Annotated in this window: 21 protein-coding genes and 1 tRNA gene; 15 read left to right on the top strand and 7 right to left on the bottom strand. The window is 73.1% G+C overall.

The genetic code is table 11. The annotated features are described in order from the left end of the window. The first annotated feature begins 44 nt into the window (after positions 1 to 44). The 3 genes from acs to ACMXGY_RS03930 all read left to right on the top strand — a co-directional run bounded on the left by acs (position 45) and on the right by ACMXGY_RS03930 (position 4,794). Positions 45 to 2,075: an acetate--CoA ligase gene (gene acs, locus ACMXGY_RS03940; protein ID WP_483775582.1), complete on the top strand. Its 2,031-nt coding sequence runs from the start codon at positions 45 to 47 to the stop codon at positions 2,073 to 2,075. 202 nt (positions 2,076 to 2,277) lie between these two features. Then, complete coding sequence (locus ACMXGY_RS03935; RefSeq protein ID WP_483775581.1) at positions 2,278 to 3,756, top strand: cellulase family glycosylhydrolase; 1,479 nt, start codon at positions 2,278 to 2,280, stop codon at positions 3,754 to 3,756. Between the two features lie 114 nt (positions 3,757 to 3,870). After that, positions 3,871 to 4,794: a pentapeptide repeat-containing protein gene (locus ACMXGY_RS03930; protein ID WP_483775580.1), complete on the top strand. Its 924-nt coding sequence runs from the start codon at positions 3,871 to 3,873 to the stop codon at positions 4,792 to 4,794. 73 nt (positions 4,795 to 4,867) lie between these two features. On the opposite strand, the gene ACMXGY_RS03925 is transcribed toward ACMXGY_RS03930, so the two are convergent. Beyond that, entirely contained in the window at positions 4,868 to 6,256 is a 1,389-nt protein-coding gene (locus ACMXGY_RS03925; protein WP_483775579.1) for an MFS transporter, read from the bottom strand. Positions 6,257 to 6,381: 125 nt separating this feature from the next. Between ACMXGY_RS03925 and mshD the strand changes: the two genes are divergently transcribed. The 3 genes from mshD to ACMXGY_RS03910 all read left to right on the top strand — a co-directional run bounded on the left by mshD (position 6,382) and on the right by ACMXGY_RS03910 (position 10,788). Beyond that, positions 6,382 to 7,410, top strand: a complete 1,029-nt coding sequence (mshD, locus tag ACMXGY_RS03920; RefSeq protein ID WP_483775578.1) for a mycothiol synthase — start codon at positions 6,382 to 6,384, stop codon at positions 7,408 to 7,410. Positions 7,411 to 7,482: 72 nt separating this feature from the next. Then, positions 7,483 to 9,747 (top strand): RNA degradosome polyphosphate kinase, encoded by a 2,265-nt coding sequence (locus ACMXGY_RS03915; RefSeq protein ID WP_483775577.1) that lies wholly within the window; start codon positions 7,483 to 7,485, stop codon positions 9,745 to 9,747. Positions 9,748 to 9,750: 3 nt separating this feature from the next. Beyond that, positions 9,751 to 10,788 carry an NUDIX hydrolase gene (locus tag ACMXGY_RS03910; RefSeq protein WP_483775576.1) on the top strand — a complete coding sequence of 346 codons (1,038 nt, stop codon included), beginning with the start codon at positions 9,751 to 9,753 and terminating at the stop codon, positions 10,786 to 10,788. Between the two features lie 40 nt (positions 10,789 to 10,828). Here ACMXGY_RS03910 and ACMXGY_RS03905 read toward each other — a convergent pair whose 3' ends face one another. The 3 genes from ACMXGY_RS03905 to ACMXGY_RS03895 form a co-directional block, all read right to left on the bottom strand. Continuing rightward, positions 10,829 to 11,842, bottom strand: coding sequence for an anion permease (locus tag ACMXGY_RS03905; RefSeq protein WP_483775575.1), 1,014 nt, complete (start codon positions 11,840 to 11,842; stop codon positions 10,829 to 10,831). A gap of 5 nt (positions 11,843 to 11,847) precedes the next feature. Then, positions 11,848 to 12,468, bottom strand: a complete 621-nt coding sequence (locus tag ACMXGY_RS03900; protein WP_483775574.1) for a DUF47 domain-containing protein — start codon at positions 12,466 to 12,468, stop codon at positions 11,848 to 11,850. Positions 12,469 to 13,107: 639 nt separating this feature from the next. Continuing rightward, positions 13,108 to 13,707 carry a hypothetical protein gene (locus ACMXGY_RS03895; RefSeq protein ID WP_483776779.1) on the bottom strand — a complete coding sequence of 200 codons (600 nt, stop codon included), beginning with the start codon at positions 13,705 to 13,707 and terminating at the stop codon, positions 13,108 to 13,110. 236 nt (positions 13,708 to 13,943) lie between these two features. On the opposite strand from ACMXGY_RS03895, the gene ACMXGY_RS03890 reads away from it, so the two are divergent. From ACMXGY_RS03890 to ACMXGY_RS03870, 5 genes are all read left to right on the top strand, one after another. Then, positions 13,944 to 15,398, top strand: coding sequence for a sugar porter family MFS transporter (locus tag ACMXGY_RS03890; RefSeq protein WP_483775573.1), 1,455 nt, complete (start codon positions 13,944 to 13,946; stop codon positions 15,396 to 15,398). 153 nt (positions 15,399 to 15,551) lie between these two features. Next, positions 15,552 to 16,076, top strand: coding sequence for a MarR family winged helix-turn-helix transcriptional regulator (locus ACMXGY_RS03885; RefSeq protein WP_483775572.1), 525 nt, complete (start codon positions 15,552 to 15,554; stop codon positions 16,074 to 16,076). 132 nt (positions 16,077 to 16,208) lie between these two features. Beyond that, positions 16,209 to 17,921, top strand: a complete 1,713-nt coding sequence (locus tag ACMXGY_RS03880; RefSeq protein WP_483775571.1) for an MDR family MFS transporter — start codon at positions 16,209 to 16,211, stop codon at positions 17,919 to 17,921. 155 nt (positions 17,922 to 18,076) lie between these two features. Beyond that, entirely contained in the window at positions 18,077 to 18,580 is a 504-nt protein-coding gene (locus tag ACMXGY_RS03875) for a MarR family winged helix-turn-helix transcriptional regulator (RefSeq protein ID WP_483775570.1), read from the top strand. A gap of 19 nt (positions 18,581 to 18,599) precedes the next feature. After that, on the top strand, positions 18,600 to 19,046 hold the full coding sequence (locus ACMXGY_RS03870) for a ribosomal maturation YjgA family protein (RefSeq protein ID WP_483775569.1): 447 nt from the start codon (positions 18,600 to 18,602) through the stop codon (positions 19,044 to 19,046). On the opposite strand, the gene msrB is transcribed toward ACMXGY_RS03870, so the two are convergent. Both msrB and ACMXGY_RS03860 read right to left on the bottom strand, forming a co-directional pair. After that, on the bottom strand, positions 19,018 to 19,443 hold the full coding sequence (gene msrB, locus ACMXGY_RS03865; RefSeq protein WP_483775568.1) for a peptide-methionine (R)-S-oxide reductase MsrB: 426 nt from the start codon (positions 19,441 to 19,443) through the stop codon (positions 19,018 to 19,020). The two genes, ACMXGY_RS03870 and msrB, sit on opposite strands and share 29 nt — an antisense overlap. A gap of 136 nt (positions 19,444 to 19,579) precedes the next feature. Further along, entirely contained in the window at positions 19,580 to 21,067 is a 1,488-nt protein-coding gene (locus ACMXGY_RS03860; RefSeq protein WP_483776778.1) for a DEAD/DEAH box helicase, read from the bottom strand. Positions 21,068 to 21,356: 289 nt separating this feature from the next. Here ACMXGY_RS03860 and ACMXGY_RS03855 point away from each other — a divergent pair, with 289 nt between their 5' ends. Continuing rightward, the gene (locus ACMXGY_RS03855; protein WP_483776777.1) at positions 21,357 to 22,073 is read left to right on the top strand and encodes a M50 family metallopeptidase; all 717 of its coding nucleotides are present in this window, start codon (positions 21,357 to 21,359) and stop codon (positions 22,071 to 22,073) included. 94 nt (positions 22,074 to 22,167) lie between these two features. Then, positions 22,168 to 22,758, top strand: coding sequence for a GNAT family N-acetyltransferase (locus ACMXGY_RS03850; protein ID WP_483775567.1), 591 nt, complete (start codon positions 22,168 to 22,170; stop codon positions 22,756 to 22,758). Positions 22,759 to 22,936: 178 nt separating this feature from the next. Here the strand turns inward: ACMXGY_RS03850 and ACMXGY_RS03845 are convergent, their stop codons facing one another. After that, on the bottom strand, positions 22,937 to 23,218 hold the full coding sequence (locus tag ACMXGY_RS03845; protein WP_483775566.1) for a HesB/IscA family protein: 282 nt from the start codon (positions 23,216 to 23,218) through the stop codon (positions 22,937 to 22,939). Positions 23,219 to 23,507: 289 nt separating this feature from the next. On the opposite strand from ACMXGY_RS03845, the gene ACMXGY_RS03840 reads away from it, so the two are divergent. Together ACMXGY_RS03840 and ACMXGY_RS03835 are read left to right on the top strand one after the other, a co-directional pair. Continuing rightward, positions 23,508 to 23,580, top strand: a tRNA-Lys gene (locus ACMXGY_RS03840). 132 nt (positions 23,581 to 23,712) lie between these two features. After that, positions 23,713 to 24,378, top strand: a complete 666-nt coding sequence (locus ACMXGY_RS03835) for a hypothetical protein (RefSeq protein ID WP_483775565.1) — start codon at positions 23,713 to 23,715, stop codon at positions 24,376 to 24,378. Positions 24,379 to 24,479: the final 101 nt, after the last annotated feature.

Raw genomic sequence — 24,479 nt, 5'->3', positions numbered from 1 at the left:
GCGCCGGCGGACCGCACCAGAGTCGATGCGCACCGGAGGTCAGCGTGCCAGAGAACGAGTCCACCACCCCGGCGGCGGACGCCAGCCCCAGCCTGGAGAACCTCCTCCACGAGACCCGGAGCTTCCCGCCCAGCCCCGAGTTCGCCGCGCAGGCGAACGCGAAGGCAGGTCTCTACGAGGAGGCGCAGGCCGACCGGCTCGCGTTCTGGGCCCGGCAGGCGAACGAGCTCGTCACGTGGCGGACGCCCTTCACCGAGACCCTCGACTGGTCGCAGGCGCCCGTCGCCCGCTGGTTCGCGGACGGAACGCTCAACGCCGCCTACAACGCGGTCGACCGCCACGTCGAGGCCGGCCTGGGCGACCGGGTCGCGCTCCACTTCGAGGGCGAGCCGGGCGACACGCGCACGGTGACGTACGCAGAGCTGCAGCGCGAGGTCTCGCGCGCGGCCAACGCGCTCGCGGCCCTGGGCGTGGAGACCGGCGACCGCGTCGTCGTCTACCTGCCGATGGTCGTCGAGGCCGTCGTCGCGATGCTCGCGTGCGCGCGAGTCGGTGCCCCGCACTCCGTCGTGTTCGGCGGCTTCTCCGCCGACGCGCTGCGCAGCCGCATCGCCGACGCCGGGGCGAAGCTCGTCATCACGGCCGACGGTGGCTACCGCCGCGGGTCCGCGTCGGCGCTCAAGCCTGCGGTCGACGACGCGATCGCACCCAAGGAGGGCGCCGACCCGACGACGGTCGAGCGCGTGCTCGTCGTGCGGCGCACCGGCCAGGACACCGCCTGGACCGAGGGGCGCGACGTGTGGTGGCACGACGCGCTCGAGTCGGCCGACACGACGCACACGCCCGTGTGGGTCGACGCCGAGCACCCGCTGTTCATCCTCTACACGTCCGGCACGACAGGGAAGCCCAAGGGCATCCTCCACACGACGGGCGGCTACCTCACGCAGACCGCGTACACGCACCGCAACGTCTTCGACCTCAAGGCCGAGAGCGACGTGTACTGGTGCACGGCCGACATCGGCTGGGTCACGGGGCACTCGTACGTCGTCTACGGCCCGCTGCTCAACGGTGCGACGCAGGTGATCTACGAGGGCACGCCCGACACCCCGCACCAGGGCCGCTGGTGGGAGCTCGTCGAGAAGTACAAGGTCTCGATCCTCTACACCGCGCCGACCGCGATCCGCGCGTGCATGAAGTGGGGCGAGGACATCCCCGCGAAGTTCGACCTGTCGTCGCTGCGCGTGCTCGGCTCCGTGGGCGAGCCCATCAACCCCGAGGCATGGATGTGGTACCGCCGCGTGATCGGCGGCGACCGCACGCCGATCGTCGACACGTGGTGGCAGACCGAGACGGGCGCGATCATGATCTCGCCCCTGCCGGGCGTCACGGCCGCCAAGCCGGGCTCCGCCCAGGTGCCGCTGCCGGGCGTCGTCGCGGACGTCGTCGACGACGAGGCGCACTCCGTGCCGGACGGCGGCGGCGGGTACCTCGTGCTGTCCGAGCCGTGGCCGTCGATGCTGCGCGGAATCTGGGGCGACCTCGAGCGGTTCAAGGACACGTACTGGTCCCGCTTCCCCGGGATCTACTTCGCGGGCGACGGCGCCAAGAAGGACGAGGACGGCGACATCTGGCTCCTCGGCCGCGTGGACGACGTCATGAACGTCTCGGGCCACCGCCTGTCCACGACGGAGATCGAGTCGGCGCTCGTGTCCAACGAGATCGTCGCGGAGGCGGCGGTCGTCGGGGCGAGCGACGACCTCACGGGCCAGGCCGTCGTCGCGTTCGTCATCCTGCGCAGCGAGCACGCGGGCCGGGCCTCGGACGCCGACGGCGCCGCCGCGGTGCAGACGGAGCTGCGCAACCACGTGGCGAAGGAGATCGGCCCGATCGCCAAGCCGAAGCGGATCCTCGTCGTGGCCGAGCTGCCCAAGACCCGGTCCGGCAAGATCATGCGCCGCCTGCTGCGCGACGTCGCCGAGAACCGCACCGTCGGCGACGCGACGACGCTCGCGGACTCGTCGGTCATGGAGCTCATCTCGGCGGGCCTGCAGCAGCCGTCGTCCTCGGAGGACTGACCGGCCCACCGCCGACCACGGGGTTGGTGCCGTCATCCGCGCGATGACGACACCAACCCCGTTCTCGTGCGCACGAAGGCTCGTGCTCGACGGCCGGGCGCCTCGCTTAATCGGTTAAGCGTCTGTCGGAGGGCGCCCGCGCGTCTCACGATGACAGCGCGCGCCAGCCCGTGCGCGCCGCCGACAGAGACGAGGACGTCCGATGAGCCGCTCCGCACCGTTGCCACCCCCGCCGCCCCTGCCACGCACGACCGGTGCCGGCGCCGCGCCGCCGCCGCGCACAGGACGGATCACCCCGCTCGCCGCGGGCCTCACGACCGCCGCGCTGCTCGCGACGGCCGCGCTCGTCGCCACGGTGGCCGCGCGGTCGGCGTCCGCCGCGGAGGTCGAGGCCGACGCGCCGCCCGGCATCCACGTCGCCGACGGACGGGTCGTCGAGGCCGACGGCACCGACCTCGTGCTGCGCGGCGTCAACCACGCCCACACCTGGTACGCCCACCAGACCGGGTCGTTCGCCGACATCAAGGCCACGGGCGCGAACTCCGTGCGCGTCGTGCTCTCGAGCGGCGACCGGTGGACGCGGAACTCCCCCGAGGACGTCGCGGCGGTCGTCGACCTGTGCGAGGAGAACCGCCTCGTGTGCGTCCTCGAGGTCCACGACACGACGGGCTACGGCGAGCCGCAGCACGCGCCGGGCGCCGTGTCGCTGGACCGGGCCGTCGACTACTGGGAGGACCTGTACCCGACGCTCGCGGGAACCGAGGACTTCGTCCTGGTCAACATCGGCAACGAGCCGTACGGCAACGACGAGGCGACGAACGCGACCTGGGCCTCGGACACGTCGTCCGCGATCCAGCGCCTGCGCACGATCGGGTACGAGCACGCGGTCGTCGTCGACGCCCCGAACTGGGGTCAGGACTGGAAGCGGACGCAGTACGACCAGGCCGGGCAGGTCTTCGCCGCCGACCCGGACGCCAACACGATCTTCTCCGTCCACATGTACGGCGTGTACGCGCAGGCAGCGACCGTCACCGGCTACCTCGAGCACTTCGTGGCCGAGGGTCTGCCGCTGATCGTCGGGGAGTTCGGGAACACGCACTCGGACGGCGACGTCGACGAGGACGCGATCCTCGCCGAGTCCCGACGCCTCGGGATCGGCTGGCTCGGCTGGTCGTGGAGCGGCAACGGTGGTGGCGTCGAATACCTGGACCTGGTCCAGGGATTCGACCCCGCGCGCCCGAGCGCGTGGGGCACGCGCCTGGTCGACGGCCCGGACGGCCTGCGCGAGACGGCGGTCGAGGCGTCGTGGTTCGGCGACGACGGCCCGACCGACCCGCCGGACCCCACGGACCCGCCCGACCCGACCGACCCGCCGGACGACGGGGCGTGCTCCGCGTCCGTCCGCGTCGCGAACGCGTGGCCCGGCGGGTGGCAGGGCGAGCTCGTCGTCACGGCGGGCGCCGAGGCGGTCACCGGCTGGACGGCGACGTTCTCGCTGCCGTCGGGGACCGCCGTCGCGCAGCTCTGGGGCGGCGTGCACAGCACGACGACGTCGGGTGCGCAGGTGACGAACGCCGCGTGGAACGGTGCTCTCGCCGCGGGCGGCACGACGACCGCCGGGTTCGTCGCGACGGGCACCGCGCCCGGCACGGCCCCCACAGCCACCTGCAGCGCCCCCTGAGGCCTGCCGAGCACGGGGTCGGCGACCGGATCTCCCCGGATCCGGTCGCCCTCCCCGTGCTCGGCCGTCGATATGCCCGTGCTCGGCACGCCGTGGGCGGCGTAGCGTCGAGAGGTGCCGCCCCTTCCCGCGCCCGACGGCCGCGACCTCCTCGTCGAGCAGCTCGACCTGCGCAGCGACTGCGCGCGCTGCACGGGCCTGTGCTGCGTCGGCCTGCACCTCGTGCGCTCGGCCGACTTCGCGATCGACAAGCCCGCGGGCACCCCGTGCCCGAACCTGCGCGACGACTTCGGCTGCGGCATCCACTCGCGCCTGCGCGAGAGCGGGTTCTCCGGCTGCGTCGCGTACGACTGCCTCGGCGCCGGCCAGCGCGTGACGGCGGCCGTCCGGTCCGCGCACGACGGCGCGACGTGGCGCGACGACCCCGCCGCGGCTCGCGACGCGTTCGCCGCGCTGCCTGTGGTGACGCAGCTCCAGGAGCTGCTCTGGTACCTCGCGGAGGTGCTGTCGCTTCCCGCCGCGGCCTCTGTGCACGACGACGCCCGCCGGGCGCTCGACCGGACCGCGCCCCTCGCGGACCTCGCCCCGGCGGACCTGCTCATGCTCGACGTCGGCACGGTCCGCCGCGACGTCGGACCGCTGATCGACCGCGCGAGCGCTCTCGTCCGGGCTGCGGTCCCCGCTCCGGCGAGGCGCGCCCCGGAGAGCCGTGCCGGTGATCCCGCCGCCCGGGCGACGTCCGCCGTTAGGCACCGTGCGCCCGGAGCCGCGACGCGACGTCGGCTGCGCCCCGGCGGGGACCTCGTCGGCGCGGACCTGCGTGGTCTGGACCTCGCCGGATCCGACCTGCGGGGGGCGCTGCTCCTCGGCGCAGACCTGCGCGGTGCTGGGCTCGCCGCCGTCGACCTCCTCGGCGCCGACCTGCGCGGCGCGGACGCCCGCGGCGCCGACCTCTCCCGTGCGCTGTTCCTCACCCCGGCCCAGCTCGGTGCCGCACGCACCGACGCGGCGACCCGGCTCCCGCGCTGGGCGACCTGAAGGCTCGGTCCGCACGACCGGTTCGGCCGATCTCTGCCCTCGCGTACCGATCAGCGCACGAGGTGCCGACCGGTCACCGCCCGACCTCGGTCCGCGCGGCGCGAGCGAGCGGCAGCGCCGCGACCGCGCACGCCACGACGAGCACGGCCGCGCCCCACGCGAGCGCCCCGTAGGACGAGAACCCGATGATCGCGCCGGCAAGGATGCCGCCGACGGCGCCGCCGCCGTTCATCGACAGGTCGGACAGTCCCTGCACGGACGTGCGCGACGGTGCGGGGGTCGCGTCGACGAGCAGCGCCGACCCGGCGACCAGCCCGCACGACCACCCGAGCCCGAGCAGCACGAGCCCGACCGTGAGCCGTGCCGAGTCCTCGCCCGGGGCACCGGCCACGACGACGGCCGCCGCCAGCAGCAGCGCGAGGCCGAGGAACAGGACGCGCGCGTGCCCCACACGGTCCGCGAGCCAGCCGACCACCGGGCTCAGCGCGTACATGCCGGCGATGTGCGCGCTGATGACGAGCCCCACGACCTGCAGCGTCGCGCCGCCGTGGTTCATGTGGACGGGAGTCATCGACATGAGCCCGACCATCACCAGGTGGCTCAGGACGATCGCGCCGAGCGCGAGCCGCGCCGTCGGGCTGGCCGACACGACCGCCCAGCCGGAGCGCAACCCTGCGGACCACCGCGCGCCTCCGTCCGGCGCGTCCCCACCAGGGTCCCCGTCGCGCGCCCCCGCCGGTGCGGCGTCCTGCACCACCCGGGACGCGACGAGAGGGTCGGGCCGCAGCCACACCGCGACCACCGTCGCCGCGAGCGCGAACGCCACCGCCGCGAGCACGAACGGCGCGGCGCTGGGCTGCGTCGCACCGTGGTGCGCGTGCTCGTCGCCGCCGAGGCGCAGCGCGGACCCGGAGGCACGGTCGGCGACGCCGGCGAGCGTCGGCCCGACGACGGACCCGACCGTCGTCGCCCAGACCACGACTGACAGGTCCCGCGCCCGGCGCTCCGGGGTCGCGAGGTCCGTCGCGGCAAACCGCGCCGCGAGGCCTGCGGCGGCGCCCGACCCGAAGAGCAGCATGGCGACGACGAGCACGGGCCAGGACCCGGCGAGGACCGCGACCGCCGCGACCGCCGCGCCCGCCGTCGCGACCCCGAAGCCGAGGAGCAGCGACGGTCGCCGCCCACGGCTTCCCGCGACCTGCGAGAGAGGCAGCGCGACGAGCGCCGCCCCGACGACGCCTGCCGTCGACGTGAGCCCGGCGATCGCGTCGGAGCCGGACAGCGCCGAGGCGATCAGCGGCGCGACGGCGATGCCGCTGGCCACCCCGACCCCCGCGAGCACCTGCGTCGCCGCGAGCGTCGTGAGCGTCCGGCGCTGCGTGGGCAGCGGTGCCGACGACGCGGGCGGCGTCGGTGCGGCGGGATGCTCGCTACCGTGCTCGGGGCGGGGTGCGGTGCTCACTCTCGAACGCTAGGCCGTCCAGGGACGCTCTGGCGAGGGGCGACAGCGCCACGGGACGTCGTCTTCCTGCCGTCCCCGTGCCGGCAGAGGCCCACCCCGCGTCGCTCCCGGGGCAAGATGGACCGGTGGAGACCGCGATCCTCTGGCACACCGGGCCGCTCATCGACGACGTCGAGATCGCGCAGGTGCACGACCTGGCCGCCGTGGCCGAGCGCGAGGACGGCGTCGCTCCCCTGTCCGAGCAGCCGCTGCTCAACCTGCGCGAGGCGACGGACGACGTCGTGCACCTGCTCACCTGGCGAGGCGGCGAGCTCGCCGGCTACGCGCAGGTGGACAAGCGCGGCGAGGCGCCGAGCGCGGAGCTCGTCGTGCGCCCGACGCACCGACGCCACGGCCTGGGGTTCCACCTGCTCGGCAGCGCCGCGGACCGCGCGGCCGAACCGACGCCGTCGGCCGCCGAGGCTCGCGACGCACCCGACGACGGCGGTACCGGGCAGCACGACGGTGTCCCGTCCCCGCGTGCGCTGCTGCGCGTGTGGGCCCACGGCGACCTCCCCCCGGCGCGGGGCCTCGCGGCGCGGGCGGGCTACGTCGCCGTGCGTGAGCTGCTCGTGCTCGAGCGACGACTCGGCCCGGTGGCCGAGCACCCGCTCCCCGCGGTCCCGGCGGGCATGCGGCTGCGCGCGTTCGTCCCCCGGGCCGACGACGACGCCTGGGTCCGGGCGAACGCGCTCGCCTTCGCCCACCACCCGGAGCAGGGGCGGCTGACGGTCGCCGACCTGCGCGCCCGGACGCGCGAGGACTGGTTCGAGCCCGCCGGGCTGCTCCTGCTCGAGCGCGATGCGGCCCCTGGGTCCGGCGCGGTGCCCGAGCTGGTGGGTTTCGTGTGGACCAAGGTGCCCACGGGCCAGGCCGACGGCGCGGTCGAGGGTGAGATCTACGTCGTCGGCGTGGTGCCCGCAGCCCAGGGCGAGGGTCTGGGCCGGCTGCTCACCGCCGTCGGGCTCGCCCACCTCGCGGCGCGCGGCGTGCGCACCGCGGTGCTCTACGTGGACGGGGACAACGTGCCGGCGGTGCGCACCTACGAGCGCGCGGGCTTCACGCGCCGGGCGGTCCACGTCCAGTACGCGCGCCAGGCCGTGGACGACGCGTGAAGCCCGGAGGGGCACGGTCCGGACGGTGACCCGAGTCACGCGCCGTTCATCAACTGGTGCCACCATGAACCCATGACCGAGACGTCCACCCAGCGCACGCTCGACTCCGACCTGGCCGCGCACATCGCGGAGCACATCGCGGAGGAGCCCGAGATCGAGCCCCTGGGTGTGGGCCTGGACCTCGAACCGCTGCCCGACGACCGGTTCGCCGACCGCGAGCTGAGCTGGCTCGCGTTCAACCAGCGCGTGCTCGAGCTCGCCGAGGACCCTCGGCAGCCGCTCCTCGAGCGCGTGCGGTTCCTCGCGATCTTCGCGTCGAACCTGGACGAGTTCTTCATGGTGCGGGTCGCCGGCCTGAAGCGCCGCATGGCCACCGGGATCGCGGTCACGGCGGCCTCGGGCCTCTCGCCGCGCCAGGTGCTCGACGCGATCAGCGACCGCGCGCACGACCTCATGACCCGCCACGCGGCGGTGTTCAGCGACGACGTCCAGCCCGCGCTCGCCGCCGAGGGCATCACGCTCGTGCACTGGGACGAGCTCGAGACGCGCGAGCAGGAGCGCCTGCACAAGTACTTCCGCAAGCAGATCTTCCCCGTGCTCACGCCGCTCGCCGTCGACCCCGCGCACCCGTTCCCGTACATCTCCGGGCTGTCGCTCAACCTCGCGGTCGTCGTCGCCAACCCGGCGACGGGCAAGGAGCACTTCGCGCGCGTCAAGGTGCCGCCGCTGCTGCCGCGCTTCATCGCCGTCGACGCCCGCGGGCGCCCGAGCGCCCCGACGACCCGGACCGCCGCCCCGGACAAGGGACCGACGTCGTTCGTGCCGATCGAGGAGGTCATCGCCCACCACCTCGACGCGCTGTTCCCCGGCATGGACGTGCTCGAGCACCACACGTTCCGCGTGACGCGAAACGAGGACGTCGAGGTCGAGGAGGACGACGCCGAGAACCTCCTCCAGGCCATGGAGAAGGAGCTGCTGCGTCGCCGTTTCGGGCCGCCGGTCCGGCTCGAGCTCGCGCACGGGATCAGCGACCGCATCCGGGCCCTGCTCGTGCGCGAGCTGGGCGTCGTGGAGGAGGAGGTCTACGAGCTGCCCGAGCCGCTCGACCTGACGGGTCTCAACCTGCTCGCCGACCTCGACCGCGCCGACCTGCACTTCCCGCCGTTCGTGCCCACGACCCACCGGCTCCTCGCCGAGGTCGAGAGCGCGTCGCCGACCGACGTGTTCGCCGCCATCCGCGCCCGCGACGTCCTGCTGCACCACCCGTACGACTCGTTCTCGACGTCGGTCCAGACGTTCCTCGAGCAGGCCGCCGCGGACCCGAAGGTGCTCGCGATCAAGCAGACGCTGTACCGGACGTCGGGCGACTCGCCCATCGTCGACGCGCTGATCGACGCGGCGGAGGCCGGCAAGCAGGTGCTCGCCCTCGTCGAGATCAAGGCGCGGTTCGACGAGGAGGCCAACATCTCGTGGGCGCGCAAGCTCGAGCAGGCGGGCGTGCACGTCGTGTACGGGATCGTCGGGCTCAAGACGCACTGCAAGCTGTCGCTCGTCGTACGCCAGGAGTCCGACGGGCTGCGCCGCTACTGCCACGTCGGCACCGGGAACTACCACCCGAAGACCGCTCGCCTGTACACCGACCACGGCCTGCTCACGTGCGACCCCGACGTGGGGCAGGACCTCACCCGGCTGTTCAACCAGCTCTCGGGCTACGCGCCGCAGTCACGCTTCCACCGGCTGCTCGTCGCGCCGCGCACCGTGCGCACGGGGCTGCTCGAGCGCATCGACCGCGAGGCCGCCGCCGCGCGCGCCGGGCACGAGGCGTGGGTCAAGATCAAGGTCAACTCGGTCGTCGACGAGACGACGCTCGACGCGCTCTACCGCGCGTCCCAGGCGGGCGTGCAGGTCGACCTCGTCGTGCGCGGCATCTGCGCCGTCCGGCCGGGCGTCCCCGGCCTGAGCGAGAACATCCGCGTGCGCTCGATCCTCGGCCGGTTCCTCGAGCACTCGCGCATCTTCGCGTTCGCGAACTCGGCGGGGCCGGCCATCGGCGAAGGGCCGGAGAGCGGGCCCGAGGTGTTCATCGGGTCGGCCGACCTCATGCACCGCAACCTCGACCGGCGGGTCGAGGCTCTCGTGCGCATCACCGACCCCGACCAGGTCCTCGAGCTGCTCGACCTCCTGGAGACGTCGATGTCCGAGCGCACGGCGTCGTGGCACCTCGACGCCGACGGGACGTGGCACCGCCCCGAGGCGGCACCCGACGGAAGCCCCCTCGTCGACCTCCAGGCGAGCCTCGTGCAGCGCCAACGGCGCCGGCTCAGCGGGAGGCGGTAGCGGATGGGAGTGCCGCCGTCCGCCCTGCACGCCGGCGTGCCCCTGGTGCCCGCCCTCGGGCCCACGCACGTGGAGCACGCGCCCGTCATCGAGTCGGCCGGCGCGCTCGTGTGGCGCGTGCACGACGACGTGCTGCAGGTCCGGCTCGTGCACCGGCCGCGCTACGACGACTGGTCGTGGCCCAAGGGCAAGCTCGACCCGGGCGAGACGTTCCAGGCGGCCGCGGCGCGCGAGGTCGCCGAGGAGACGGGCAAGCCGGTCGTGCTCGGCGTGCCGCTCCCCGGCCTGCAGTACCTCACGCCAGAGGGCCGCGTGAAGCGTGTGCACTACTGGGCCGCGCGCAAGGCGTCACCGTCGCGGGACGCGGGGGCCCTCGCCGCGCGCGCCCCCGTCCCGCCGGTGTCACCCCAGGAGATCGACCGTGCGGCGTGGCTCTCGGTCGACGACGCCGCCCGCCGACTCACGCGGTACGCGGACCGGACGCCGCTCGAGGCGCTCGTGCGGGAGCGCGACGAGGGCCGGCTCGCGACGCACGTCGTCGTCATCGTGCGCCACGGCAAGGCCGTCACCCGGGCCGCGTGGCACGGCGAGGAGCAGCACCGGCCGTTGACCCCGGCCGGCCACGCCCAGTCGATGGCGCTCGTGCCGGTGCTCGCCGCCTACGGGGTCCAGACCGTCGTGACGAGCCGGTGGGACCGCTGCGCCCAGACGATCGCGCCCTACGCCGGCGCGTCCGGGTCGGAGCCCGCGAGCAGCGACCACCTCACCGAGGCGCAGCACGAGCGCTCCCCCGCGCGCGTCGCCCGGACCGTCCGCGAGCTCCTCGAGTCGGAGCGCTCGTCCGTGCTCTGCACGCACCGACCCGTCCTGCCCACGGTCCTCGACGTGCTCGGCCAGCACTCGCGCCGCGCCGTCGCGAACGCCCTGCCCACCGACGACCCGTACCTCGAACCGGGCGAGATGATCGTCGCGCACGTGGCCCGCACGTCCCGTGGCCCGCGCGTCGTCGCGGCGGAGAAGGTGGCGCCGCCGCTGCACTGAGCGGGCTCCCTGGCTCGGCGGGCTCGTGAGCTCGCGGGGCTCAGATGAGGATCGGGCTGAGGATCGGGCTGAGGATCCAGTACATGACCGCGGCGACGAGTGCGGCCATCGGGATGGTGAGGACCCACGCGACGCCGATGTTCTTCGCGACACCCCAGCGCACCGCCGAGAGACGCTTCGTCGCACCGACGCCCATGATGGCCGACGTGATGGTGTGCGTCGTGGACACCGGCGCGTGGAAGATGAACGCGTTCGCGTAGAGGACGACGGACGCCACGGACTCGGCGACGAACCCGCGCGCCGGGTCGAGCTCGATGATCTTGCGGCCGAGCGTGCGCATGATGCGCCACCCGCCGGCGTAGGTCCCGAGCGAGATCGCGGTCGCCGCGGAGAGCTTGACCCACAGCGGGATGGTGTTGTCGTCCTGGAAGCCGCCCGCGACGAGGGCGAGCACGATGACGCCCATCGTCTTCTGCGCGTCCTGGAGGCCGTGGCCGAGGGCCATGGCCGCAGCGGACGCAGTCTGCGCGATGCGGAAGCGGCGGAACGCCCTGGCCGGTGCCGCGTTCCGGAAGATCCACAGCACGCCGACCATGAGGGCGAACGCGAGGCCGAACCCGATGAGCGGCGAGAAGATCATCGGCAGCACGACCTTGTCGACGATCGCGTCCCAGTGGACCGTGATCCCGGACGCGACCCCGACGCCCGCAAGCCCTCCGATGATCGCGTGCGTCGACGACGAGGGGAGGCCCAACCACCACGTGATGAGGTTCCACGTGATCGCACCGACGAGGCCGCACAGCACGATGACGAGGCCTTGGTGAGGCGGGACGTCGTTCACCGCGACGATGTCCTCGGCGATGGTCTGGGCGACCGCGGTACCGAGCAGCGCGCCGATCAGGTTGAAGACCGCTGCCATGATGAGCGCGGCGCGCGGGGTGAGGGCCCTGGTCGAGACCGACGTCGCGATGGCGTTCGCCGCGTCGTGGAACCCGTTGGTGTAGTCGAACGCCAGGGCGAACGCCACGACGACGACGACGAGCACTACCTCCACGGGGCTCAGGACTCCTTGAGCGCGATGGTCTCGACCGTGTTGGCGACCTTCTCGAAGGCGTCGGCCGCCTGCTCGAGGACCTCCACGATCTCCTTGAGCTTCATGAGGAGGATCGGGTCCGACACCTCGTCGAAGAGCTCGGCGAGCAGCTTGCGGTGGACCTTGTCGGCCTGGTTCTCCAGGCGGTTGACCTCGACCCAGTACTCCGGGAGGTCGTCCATCGAGCGCAGTCGCGGCATGGCCTCGGCGGTGAGCTCCGACGCTCGCTGGAGCACCTGGACCTGCTCGGACACACGGGCCGGGAGCTCCTCGACCTTGTACAGGACGATGAGGTCCGCGGCCTCCTCCATGTAGTCCATGCAGTCGTCGAGCGCGGACGCGAGCGCGTAGATGTCGTCGCGGTCGAACGGCGTGACGAACGTCTGGTTGAGGCGCCGCATGATGGAGTGCGTCGCGTCGTCGGCGAGGTGCTCGGTCTCGCTGAGCTGCTTCGCGAGCTGCTTGCGCGTCGCGCGGTCGGCGCCGAGCAGCTCTGCGAGGAGCGTGGATCCGGTGACCAGGTGCTGCGCCAGAGCGGCGAGAAGGTCGAAGAACGAGGTGTCGCGCGGTGTCAGGCGCAGGCGCACGGGGGGCTCCGGAAGGGACGCGGGGTCGGGGTCTGAGCTGGCGTCGGCCTCGGGGGCCGCTCGGTGGCCGGACGAAACCGGTCGGCCGGGGTGGTCACTGATCTCTGGTCGGATGATCTTTGGATGAACGCACGTCGAACTCTCGTCAAATGTAGCCGACGCGCAGACCGATGCTGGAATCGCCGCCACGCGGCCGCTGACGGCGCAGGATGCTCGCGACGGGCACCTGGCGTCGTTGCCAGTGACCGCGTCGGGGACATGCCCGAAGATGAGACGCCGGACCGGGAGCGCCTCTCGGCGCGTGGCCGCTCGAAGCGGCTGAGTGTGGAGCCCGGGGCTACCGCGGCCCGGCGTCGTCGACCATCGTACGTGCCCGTCCGCCGTCCCGGAACTGCTCGCAGCCCGTGTTCGCGCTCCGGAGAACCTGGCCCCTCGCCGTGCGTGCGAGCGTCACCCCGGGTACCCGGGTCCTGCGGGAGAACCGCGGGCCGCCGAAGTAGAACTCTGGTCCCGCGAGGTAGAACCGTGGTTCCTTGGGGCCGACGGCGCGTGCTCGCCTGGGTGTCGGGGTGGGTGGGGGGTTTCCCTCGCGTGGGCCGGGAGCTGTTCGGCGTGAGCCGTGTCCTGTCCGGCGTCGGGTCAGTCCAGGCGGCCGGCGCGCCAGAGCTCGGCCGCGTGCTCGAGCTCCTGGGCGGTGCGCAGCAGCGAGGCCGCGCCGCGGGTCATCCGCAGCGCTCCGGACGGGTCGGCGACCTCTCGCGAGTCCGCGTCGAACGCCGCGCCGGTCGCGAGGATCCGGCAGAACGACCCCGCCCGCTCGAGCGCGACCGCGAGGTCGCCGGTGAAGACGCCGGACAGCACCGCGTCGGCCAGGTCGCGGACGTCCTGCGGGCCAGGCGGGCGGGGGACGCCGGCGATGGCCTCGTGGACGGGCGCGGCGTCGACCCCGAGCCGGTAGCGCAGCGTCACGGTCTGGGGGTCGCGACGCACCCACTCGCGCAGGACGTAGAGCCGCCAGAGCGCGCCCGGCAGCGAGTTCGGGGGGGCGTCGGACCACAGCGCCGCGACGACGTCGAGCCCCTCGGTCTCGACGAGGTGGACGAGCCGCTCGACGACCTCGGGGTCCTCGGCGTCACGCGCACGGTGCACGATCGCGTGCGCGCTCGTGTGGGCGACCTGGTCCCGCAGGGCGGGATCGAGCTCGCCGGGGAGGTCCTCGGCGTCGCGCGGGTCCAGCATCGCCGGGCGGCGCGGCCGCCCGGCGCGGCCCGGTCCGCCGCCGTCCGGCGGGAGCGAGGTGTCGTCGTCTGGCACCTGCACAGTCTCCCCCCGCACGCCGGGACGATGCACGCCCCGGACAGGCGACGCCGACGCGCGGTCCGGTGGCGGAACCCGCCTTCGCCGCGCCGGGACCGACACGCCGACCTACAGTGACCGAAGACCCCGCCGAGGACCTGGACGACCGGAGGACCGCGATGACGAGAAGCGAAGCAGCAGGCCACGGCACCGTGACGGCCAGGAGCGCCCACCGCAAGGCGATCGGCCTCGCCGTCGCGGCCGCGGTCGGTGGCTTCCTCTTCGGCTTCGACAGCTCCGTGATCAACGGCGCCGTCGCGGCGATCGAGGGCCAGTTCGAGCTCGATGCCGCCGTGACCGGACTCGTCGTCGCGATCGCCCTCCTCGGGTGCGCGCTCGGAGCGTGGTCGGGTGGTCGCCTCGCCGACCGTTGGGGGCGCACGCGCGTCATGGTGTTCGGCGCGATCCTCTTCTTCGCGTCGTCGATCCTGTCCGCGATCGCCTGGTCCGCGCTCGACCTCGCGCTGTGGCGCTTCATGGCGGGCGTCGGCATCGGCATCGCGTCCGTCATCGCGCCTGCCTACATCGCGGAGATCGCGCCCGCACGCCTGCGCGGCCGGATGGGTTCGCTGCAGCAGCTCGCGATCACGGTCGGCATCTTCGCGGCCCTCCTGTCCGACCAGCTCCTCGCCGAGGCGGCAGGCGGCGCCTCCAACGAGCTGTGGCTCGGCTGGGAGGCGTGGCGCTGGATGTTCCTCGTGTGCGTGATCCCGGCCGCTGTCTACGGCATCCTCGCGCTGCGCATCCCCGAGTCACCCCGGTACCTCGTCGCCAAGGGCCGCGACGAGGAGGCCAGAGCCGTGCTCACGTCCGTCCTCGGCCCCGACGAGGACGTCGACGACCGCATCGCGCAGATCCACCGCTCGATCGCCGTCGACGAGAAGAACGCCCAGGAGGGCTCGCTCAAGGGCTCGTCGTTCGGGCTCAAGCCGATCGTCTGGGTCGGCATCCTGCTGTCGGTGTTCCAGCAGTTCGTCGGGATCAACGTGATCTTCTACTACTCGACGACGCTCTGGCAGGCCGTCGGGTTCGACGAGAGCCAGTCGTTCCTCGTCTCGACGATCACGTCCGTGACGAACGTCGCGGTGACCTTCATCGCCATCGCGCTGGTGGACAAGGTGGGACGCCGCCCGATCCTGCTCATCGGCTCGGCCGGCATGACGGTCTCGCTCGGTCTCATGGCCCTCGCGTTCACGCAGGCGAGCGGCAGCGGCGACAACATCACGCTGCCGGACCCGTGGGGCCCGGTCGCCCTCGTCGCCGCGAACGCGTTCGTCGTGTTCTTCGGCGCGTCGTGGGGCCCGCTCGTGTGGGTGCTCCTCGGCGAGATGTTCCCCAACCGCATCCGGGCCGCCGCGCTGGGAGTCGCCGCGATGGCGCAGTGGCTCGCGAACTTCGCGATCACCCTCTCGTTCCCGCCGATGCTCGCCGCCTTCGGGGCGACGATCCCGTACCTCATGTACGCGATCTTCGCGGCGCTGTCGTTCGTGTTCGTGTTCACGAAGGTTCCCGAGACCAAGGGCGTCGAGCTCGAGGACATGGGCAACGAGCGAGTGGGTCGCGGGGCGCACTGAGCAGTCCGCCGGGCCGCCGGCCAGCAGCTCCTGAGCCTGCCCGCCGAGCGTCCTACCGGGTCGTCCGCGCCCTCTGACAGAGGTTGCTCGACACAATGGTTGCTGCAAGCAACTTGAAGGCGTATGCTTGCCTGCAGCAACCAAGGAGTACCCATGCCTGTCGCGACCGCCGTCGTGCCCGGCGGCACCCGTCGCCCGCACGACACCTCGCCCGAATCCTCGACGGACCCCTCGCCCACGACCGGACTCGTCCGCGCGCTCGACGAGCTCGCCCGCGTCCAGCGCGAGAGCGCCGTCCGGATCGCGCGCGACCTCGACATCCCGCGCGCCTCGTTCGGCGTGCTGCGCATGCTGCACCGCTGCGGGCCGGCCCCGCTCGGTGACGTCGCCACCCGGCTCCGGGTCGACCTCTCGGTGGCGAGCCGCCAGGTGAGCCACCTCGTCGACGAAGGCCTCGCCCGCCGCACCGTCGACGACGGCGACCGCCGCGCCCGCACGGTCGAGCTCACCGACGCGGGACGGGAGGTCGTCGGCCGCGCCTACGACCTCATCGACGCCCTCGGCACCGAGATCTTCGCCGGCTGGACCGACGACGAGATCGTCGCCGCGACGCGCGAGATCGAGCGCGTCGTCGCCGCGGTCGCGGCCGGCCACGAGCACCACCGCACGACCGGGTGACCCGGGCGCCCGGCGACCGCGCGCCGTCGGGCACCGACCCCGCCCGCAGCCCGCGTCGTCGGGCCGCCACGAAGGACCTCCTGACACCCCGCCACGACACGTGAGCCCGCAGAACGAAGGACAGCGCACCTGATGACCAGCACCTCAGAACGGACCGCCCCGCCCGGCGCAGCCGCCACCCCGATGACCCGCCGCGAGGTCATGGAGTCCCTCTCGGGGATCCTCCTCGGCATGTTCGTCGCGATCCTCGCGAGCTCGATCGTGTCGAGCTCGCTGCCCAAGATCGTCAGCGACCTGGACGGCTCGCAGGCCTCCTACACCTGGGTCGTCACCTCGACGCTCCTCGCCATGACGATCTCCACCCCGATCTGGGGCAAGCTCGCGGACCTCACCAACCGCAAGGTCCTCATCCAGGTCGCGCTCGTGATCGCCGTCGTCTCCTCGGCGCTCGCCGGCCTGTCGCAGAACGTCGGCACCCTCATCACGTTCCGCGCGTTCCAGGGCATCGGCGCGGGCGGACTCATGGCGCTCGCCACCGTCCTCATGACCGACATCATCTCCCCGCGCGAGCGCGGGAAGTTCATGGGACTCATGGGCGGCATCATGGCCGTGAGCCAGATCGGCGGCCCGCTCCTGGGCGGTGTCCTCACCGACGCCGCGAGCTGGCGCCTGAACTTCTTCGTCGGGCTCCCGTTCGCGATCGCCGCGATCGTCGTGCTCCAGCGCACGCTGCACCTGCCGAAGGTCGCACGCCGCGTCGTGCGGATCGACTACTGGGGCGCGCTGCTCGTCGCCGTCGGCGTCTCCGCGCTCCTGCTGTGGGTGACGTTCGCCGGGCAGAACTTCGAGTGGCTGTCGTGGCAGACGTTCGCCATGGTCGGCGGTGCCGTCCTTGCCCTGCTCGGCGCCGTGCTGGTCGAGCGCGTGACGCCCGAGCCGATCATCCCGCTGCACCTGTTCAAGAACCGCACCTTCGTCCTCGCGGTCGTCGCGTCCGTCGCGGTGGGCGTCGCGATGTTCGGCACCGCGGTGTTCCTCAGCCAGTACATGCAGGTCGCGCGCGGCAAGACCCCGACCGAGTCGGGCCTGCTGACGATCCCCATGATCGTCGGGACGTTCGTCGCGTCGACCCTGTTCGGCCAGCTCATCACGCGCTACGGGCGCTACAAGAGCATCATGGTCGCCGGTGGTGCGGCGCTCGTCGCCTCGCTCTTCGCCCTGTCGACCATCGACTACCACACGAGCTTCACGCTGATCAGCGTCTACCTGTTCTTCCTCGGCGCCAGCATGGGCATGCTCATGCAGAACCTCGTGCTCGCCGTGCAGAACACGCTCGACGTCCAGGAGATGGGTGCAGGGACGTCGACCGTCGCGTTCTTCCGCAGCCTCGGCGGAGCGATCGGCGTCTCCGTGCTCGGCGCGGTGCTCGCGACCAAGGTCTCGTCCTCCATCCAGGACGGCCTCGTCAAGCTCGGCGTCCCGGCGGACTCGATGGGCGGCAGCAACGCGGTACCGGACGTCTCCACCCTGCCTGGCCCGATCAAGGACCTCGTGGAGAAGTCCTACGGGGACGGCATCGCCGAGATCTTCCTCGTCGCCGTGCCGCTCGCGCTGATCGCCCTGATCGCCGTGTCGTTCCTCAAGGAGGTCCCGCTCGGCACCAAGACGGGCCTCCAGGAGCGCCTCGAGCGGGAGGCCGCGCTCGACGGCACCCCTGAGGACGCCCCGGTGGACGCCTCCCCCGGCCGGGTCACCCTCGCCGAGGAGACGGAGTCGACGCTCGTCGGGGCGTACGAGCCCGCGGGAGTGGTCGACGGCCAGGAGACTGGTCGCCCGTCGCGTTGAACACCCTCCTCAAACGCTGAGTGCAGGAAATGTGCGGTCTCGAAGCGTTTCGGGGCCGCACATTTCCTGCACCCGGCGTCTTGGTCGACCGTCCAGCGGGTGAGGTTTCCCGGACGAACGTGACCGCAGCCCGCCCTTCGCGCCATGATGGCCCTGTGCCAGCCGAGACCCCTCCCACCAGCTCCGGACGAGACGCCGCAGGCTCCGCCGAGCCCGACGCCGCGTACGTCGACCTCGAACGCGAGCTGCGGATCCTGCTGCGCCGGGCCGGTGCCGCGGCGACGGCGATGGCGCGCCGCATCCACCCCGGCCTCGAGGCGAGCGCCTACCCGCTCCTCGCGCACATCGCCGACCACCCCGGCGTCCGGGGCTCGGACCTCGCCGCGCAGTTCGGCGTCGGGCGCGCGACCATCTCGCGCCAGCTCAGCCGGCTGCACTCGCTCGGCCTCGTCGCGCGCGAGGTCGACCCGGACGACTCGCGCGGGCAGCTCATCACCCTGACGCCGGACGGCGCGTCGCGCCTCCACGCCGCGCACCGCGGCCGCGTCACCTCGATCACGGAGGCGCTCGACGGGTGGGAGCGCGACGACGTCGCGACGCTCGCCACGCTCCTGCACCGGTACTCCGAAGACGTCGTGCGCTGGAACGCGAACCGGTGACCCTGCGCTCGCACGGGGCGTGAGCGTGCCCGACGGCGCCCGCTCGCCCCGGCCCCTCGGCGCACCCACGCTCCCCCGGGCACCCAGGCGGCGGTCCCGCGTCGCGCTCGTCCTGGGGAGCGTCGTGCTCGCCGGGCTCGTGGTCGCGACCCAGCTGCCCGACCCGTGGGGCGACGTCGGCGGCGACGTCCTGTACGCGGTGGCGGCCTACGTGCTCCTCGTGCTCGCGTTCGCCCGCCTGCGCCCGCTGCCCGCGGCGGGGATCGCGCTCGCGTGGTGCTGGGGGGTCGAGGTGCTGCAGGCGACCGGTGCGGCGTCCGCCGTGAACGACGCGGTCCCGCCCGCGGCGTGGCTGCTGGGCAGCACGTTCGCGGTGCGGGACCTGGTCTGCTACGCGGCCGGGGTCGCGGTCGCGTGCTGGGTCGACGTCGTCGTGGCTACTCGCCGGACTCGAACGTCAGGCTGACCGAGTTCATGCAGAAGCGGTCGCCGGTCGGGGTCTGCGGCGCGTCGTCGAACACGTGCCCCAGGTGGGAGCCGCAGCGCGCGCAGCGCACCTCGGTGCGCACCATGCCGAGGCTGCGGTCGGTGAGCAGCTCGACGCGGTCGCCCGCGAGCGGGCTGAAGAAGCTCGGCCACCCGCAGTGGGAGTCGAACTTCGTGTCCGAGCGGAACAGCTCGTTGCCGCACGCGCGACAGCTGTACACGCCGGTGCGCTTCTCGTCGAGGAGCTCGCCCGTCCAGGCGCGCTCCGTCCCGGCCTGCCGCAGCACGGCGTACTCCTGCGGCGACAGCTCGGCGCGCCACTCGTCGTCGGACTTGACGACCTCGTAGGACTGGTTGTCGTGGGTCTGGCTGGTCATGGTCCACCTCCGACGTTCCCAACCACGCGAGCCCGCGCGGTGTTCCCCACCAGGAGAACGGCTGTGGGCATGAGACGGGCCCGGTTCCGAGGTCGAAACCGGGCCCGATCTCACGCCCACAGCTCGTGCGTGACGGTCAGCGGGGGGTGGTGGTCGAGTAGACCGTCCCGCCGGCGGGGCGCTGCGCGCGGCCGCTGCCACCACGACGACGCCCCGAACCACCCTGGCCGCCGCCGGCAGGCGCGCCGTTGCCGGAACCACGCTGCGCCGGGCGCTGACCGCTCTGGCCGCGCTGCGCCGTCGCGCCCTGACCCGAGCCCTGGCCCGCGCCCTGCGCGGCCGTGCGGCCGCCACCCTGGGCGCCGCGCCCACGGCGCGAGGCACGCGACCCGCCGTTGGTCGACGGCGTCCCACGCCGCGCCTGCGTCTGCGGCGGCGTGATGTCGCTCGGGCGCACGTACGCCGCGATCTCGCCGACCAGACCCGTGATGGTCGCGTCGCCGGGGGCGACGGGCTTCGGCTGCGCGGTGATCTTCGCCTTGCGGGTCAGGTCGCGCACGTCGCCGCGCTGCTCGGGCAGCATGACGGTGACGACGACGCCCTCCGACCCGGCGCGGGCCGTACGGCCCGAGCGGTGCAGGTACGCCTTGTGCTCGGCCGGCGGGTCGACGTGCACGACGAGCTCGACGTCGTCGACGTGGATGCCGCGCGCCGCGATGTCCGTCGCGACGAGCACCTTGACGGCACCCGACGAGAACGCCTCGAGGTTGCGCTCGCGCGCGCCCTGGCCGAGGTTGCCGTGCAGGTCGACGGCCGGGACACCGTTGGCGGTGAGCTGCTTCGCGAGCTTCTTCGCCTGGTGCTTGGTGCGCATGAACAGCACGCGGCGGCCGGTGCCCGACGCGAGCTCCTGCACGACCTGCTTCTTCGCGTCCGCGTCGCGCACCGCGAGGATGTGGTGCGTCATCTGCGGGGGCGCGGCCGCGGCGTCGTCCACCGAGTGGCGCACAGGGTTGTTGAGGTAGCGCTTGACGAGCTGGTCCACGCCGTTGTCGAGCGTCGCGGAGAACAGCATGCGCTGACCCTGCTTCGGGGTCTTGTCCATGATGCGCTTCACGCCGGGCAGGAACCCGAGGTCGGCCATGTGGTCCGCCTCGTCGAGCACGGTGATCTCGATGCCGTCGAGCGTGAGCAGGCGCTGGTTGAGGAGGTCCTCGAGGCGGCCGGGGCAGGCGATGACGATGTCCACGCCCTTGTCGAGCGCGGCGACCTGGCGCGACTGCGCGACGCCGCCGAAGATCGTGGTCGTCGTCAGGCCCAGGGCCTTGGCGACCGGCTCCATGGTGGCGTTGATCTGGTTGGCGAGCTCGCGCGTCGGGCACAGCACGAGGGCGCGGGGCCGGCGCGGGTGGCGCGACGACTTCGCCTGCGCGAGGCGCGCGACGGTCGGCAGCGAGAACGCGAGCGTCTTGCCGGAGCCGGTACGGCCGCGGCCGAGGACGTCACGGCCCTTCAGCGAGTCGGGCAGCGTGGCGGTCTGGATGGGGAACGGGGAGTCGATGCCCTGGCGCGAGAGCTCGCGCACGACAGGGGTGGGCAGGCCGAAGTCGGCAAAAGAAGTCAAGGTGATGGGCCTCTCGGGGCTCAAGGTCGGGGTCCGCCGCACGTAATCCGGGGGGATCTCCACGACGCGGGGCGCGCACGATCGCGCTGCCCTCGAACCTCCAGTGTCTCATGCCCGACGCCGTGCCCTCGGGTGAGGTGCGTCTCGTCCGTCGCGAGCGGCCTCGGGCCGGTGTCCACCGGGCTGTGGTGGAATGTCGCGCGTGCACGCGCTCACGCCTTCCCTCGCCGCTGCCGGCGCCCTCGTGTCCGACGGCGGGGCGACCACGGGCGGTGACGCCGCCTCCTCGCTGGGCGACGTCGTCGGGCAGGTGTGGCAGGCCGCGACGACCGCCGTCGCCCCGCCCGACACCGCGGTGGTGCTCGCGATGGGCGCGCTCGCGCTCGCCGTCGTGCTCGTGACGCCCGTGTGGCGGGTGGCGCGGCACGTCGTGACGATCGCGCACGAGGCCTCCCACGCGCTCGCCGCGCTGCTCACCGGCCGACGCCTCTCCGGCATCCGGCTGCACTCCGACACGTCCGGGCTCACCGTCTCGTCGGGCCGACCGCGCGGGTTCGGCATGGTGCTCACGGCTTTCATGGGCTACGTCGGGCCGGGGCTCATCGGGCTCGGTGCCGCCGCGCTGCTGCGCCAGGGCTACGCGGTCGGGCTGCTGTGGCTGCTCGTCGTCCTGCTCGCCCTGATGCTGCTGCAGATCCGCAACTGGTTCGGGCTGTGGTCGGTCCTCGTGACCGGCGCCGCGCTCGTCGCGGTCTCGTGGTGGGCGTCGCCCGACGTCCAGAGCGCCGTGGCCTACGCGGTGACGTGGTTCCTCCTGCTCGGGGCGGTGCGACCTGTGCTGGAGCTCCAGACCGAGCGGTCGCGCGGCCGGGCGGCACGCTCCGACGCCGACATCCTCGCGCGCCTCACGCGCCTGCCCGGGCTGTTCTGGGTCGGGGTGTTCCTCGTCGTCACCCTGGGCGCCGCGGTGCTCGGCGGGTCGTGGATCGTGGGCCCGGCGGCCTGATCGGCCGCGTCACCGCGGGAGCCGGGCTGCTTGCCGAAGCAGGCCCGGCGAGAATCCCCGGGACCTCGGGCTTCCTGCGGCCTACCATCGCGCCATGCCGTCGCTCGCCCAGTCACCGGGCACCGCCCCCGTGATCATCCGCCCCGAGTCGCGTGACGACGCGGGGCCCGTCCGTGATGTCGTCCTGCGAGCGTTCGGGCCGGGCGAGGAGATCGTCGCGGACCTCGTCGAGGCGCTGCGCGCGTCCGCTGCGCACGTCCCCGGTCTGTCCTTCGTCGCGACCGCGCAGCGGCCCGACGGAGGGGACGAGGTCGTCGGTCACGTCATGCTGACCCGGTCGTGGCTCGACGCCACGGAGCGCCTCGTCGAGGTGCTGGTGCTGTCCCCGCTCGGCGTCGTCCCGGAGCGGCAGGGCACGGGGGTGGGCCGCGCGCTCGTCCGGCACGCGCTCGACGCGGCCGACGGCGCGGGGTGGCCGCTCGTGTTCCTCGAGGGCGACCCCGGGTACTACCGACGGCTCGGGTTCGTCGACGGCTCCCGGCTCGGATTCCTCGCGCCCTCGGACCGCATCCCGCCACCCGCGTTCCAGGTTTTCCCCCTCGTCGGCCACGAGCCGTGGATGCGCGGGCGGCTCGTGTACGCGGACACGTTCTGGGCGCTCGACTGCGTCGGGCTGCGGCCCTGAGTGCAGCGGCACCACACGGGCCGGGACCGGCCGAGGGCGAGTAGATCCCGGTCGCGCACGACGACGGGCCGCCCGCGGTGCGGACGGCCCGTCGAGGATCCGATGACGCGCCTGGAGGAGGAGGACGCGACGCCGAGATCGTGCCGGCGCGAGGCGCCAGGTCAGGCTGGGGTGCCGGTCAGCCCTGAGGAGTCAGGACGAACGACGGTCCCTGGGCGTTCGGGTCCGTGTCGAGCGTGAGGTTCGCGAGGGTCTGCACCGTGGACGACTCCACGAAGACCTTCGCCTCCCCGTCCTCGACGACGGTGTCGTCAGGCTGCGGGGCGGGCACGAGCGCGAGCTCGAAGCTGCCCGCCTGGTCCGTCGACTCGGCGATCCGCAGACCGCCTCCGTCGGGGACCCCGGCCTGGGTCTGCAGGTCGTGGACGGCGGTACGGGCATTGTCGGTCAGGGTGAGCACGAGAGCTCCTCTCGTCGCCGGGCGGGACCCGCGGGACACGTCCGTGCGGCCCACGCCTGGCCGGCGTGACCTGCCGTCGGTGCACCCTCCCGCGGGCTCCTCGGTCTTCTCCACCGAAACAAGAACGGCGCCGACATGCAAGCGAATCGCCCGGTTCTCACCGAATTTCTCACGGAGCAAGACCCCGGGTGCCAGGTCCCGACGACGCGCGTAGGGTCCGCGCCCGCGCGACCCCGGGTCGTACCGCCGCGGGTACCCTGGGCTCCGGACGGCGCCCCGAGCGACGCCCGGGCCTCTAGCTCAACTGGCAGAGCTGCGGACTTTTAATCCGTAGGTTGTGGGTTCGAACCCCACGGGGCCCACTCTCTGACCTGCAAGAACACCCCTCGACTCGAGCGCCCGTTCGGTCCTGCTGGGCAGATGCTGGGCAACCGCTCCAGACTTCACCCGCTCACGGCGGGCAGGCACGGCACGTTCGCGCTTCTCTTGCTCGTGTGAGCCGCTGGGGGCAGGCACGCCGTCGCGCGATCGCCGCCGCGCTCCTGCTCACCACCTCGGCCGTCCTGGTCGGGTCCACCGCGAGCGCCGAGCCGGAGCCGTCGCGGTTCCCTGCGTACCTTCCGGCTTCGCCTGGCGCGGCGTGCGTGCCCGACGACGTCTTGGGCGTCGTCAACGAGATCGCGTGGGCGGAGATCTCGCGTCTCGGTGATGCCGGGCTGCCGGTGTGCGACGTGGAGTGGCGGTTCGTCGCGGATCGCGACGACTGGTGGTGGTGGGGCTACGCCGAGCCCGCCGACGAGCTGGACGGGTCACCCTTCGTGTGGATCGTCGAGGACGTCGCCGCCTACGCCAAGGAAGGCGAGGTCGCGGTCAAAGGGGCCTTGCTCGAGCAGCACGTGCGCACCACGGTTCGGCACGAGTTCGGGCACGCGCTGACGTTCCTGCTCGCTCTCGACGACGCCACCCTCGCGGACCTCTTCCTGGCCGAGCTCGAGTTCTCGCGCGGCGACACGGACACCGCGCTCGAGGCGTCCGCCGAGGCGATCGCCGTCGCGCTCACCCCCGACGACGAGACGCGCACGTGGTTCTACGACCAGGACGTGCCCGAGCAGAACGTGCGCGCCGCCGAGCTCGTGCTCGACGCCTTCGCGACCGACTAGCAGCACCCACAACAGAACGGCCCCGGCCGGTGCGTCAACACCGAGCGGGGCCTGACCACCACAAGAGGAACGGACCCTCTCAGATGGCTCTCGCCAACGCT

It is taken from the genome of Cellulosimicrobium sp. G4 BAM 1002, assembly GCF_057126935.1.
Note: the sequence above shows the minus strand (reverse complement) of the source record. Positions and strands in the feature narration are given on the sequence as shown.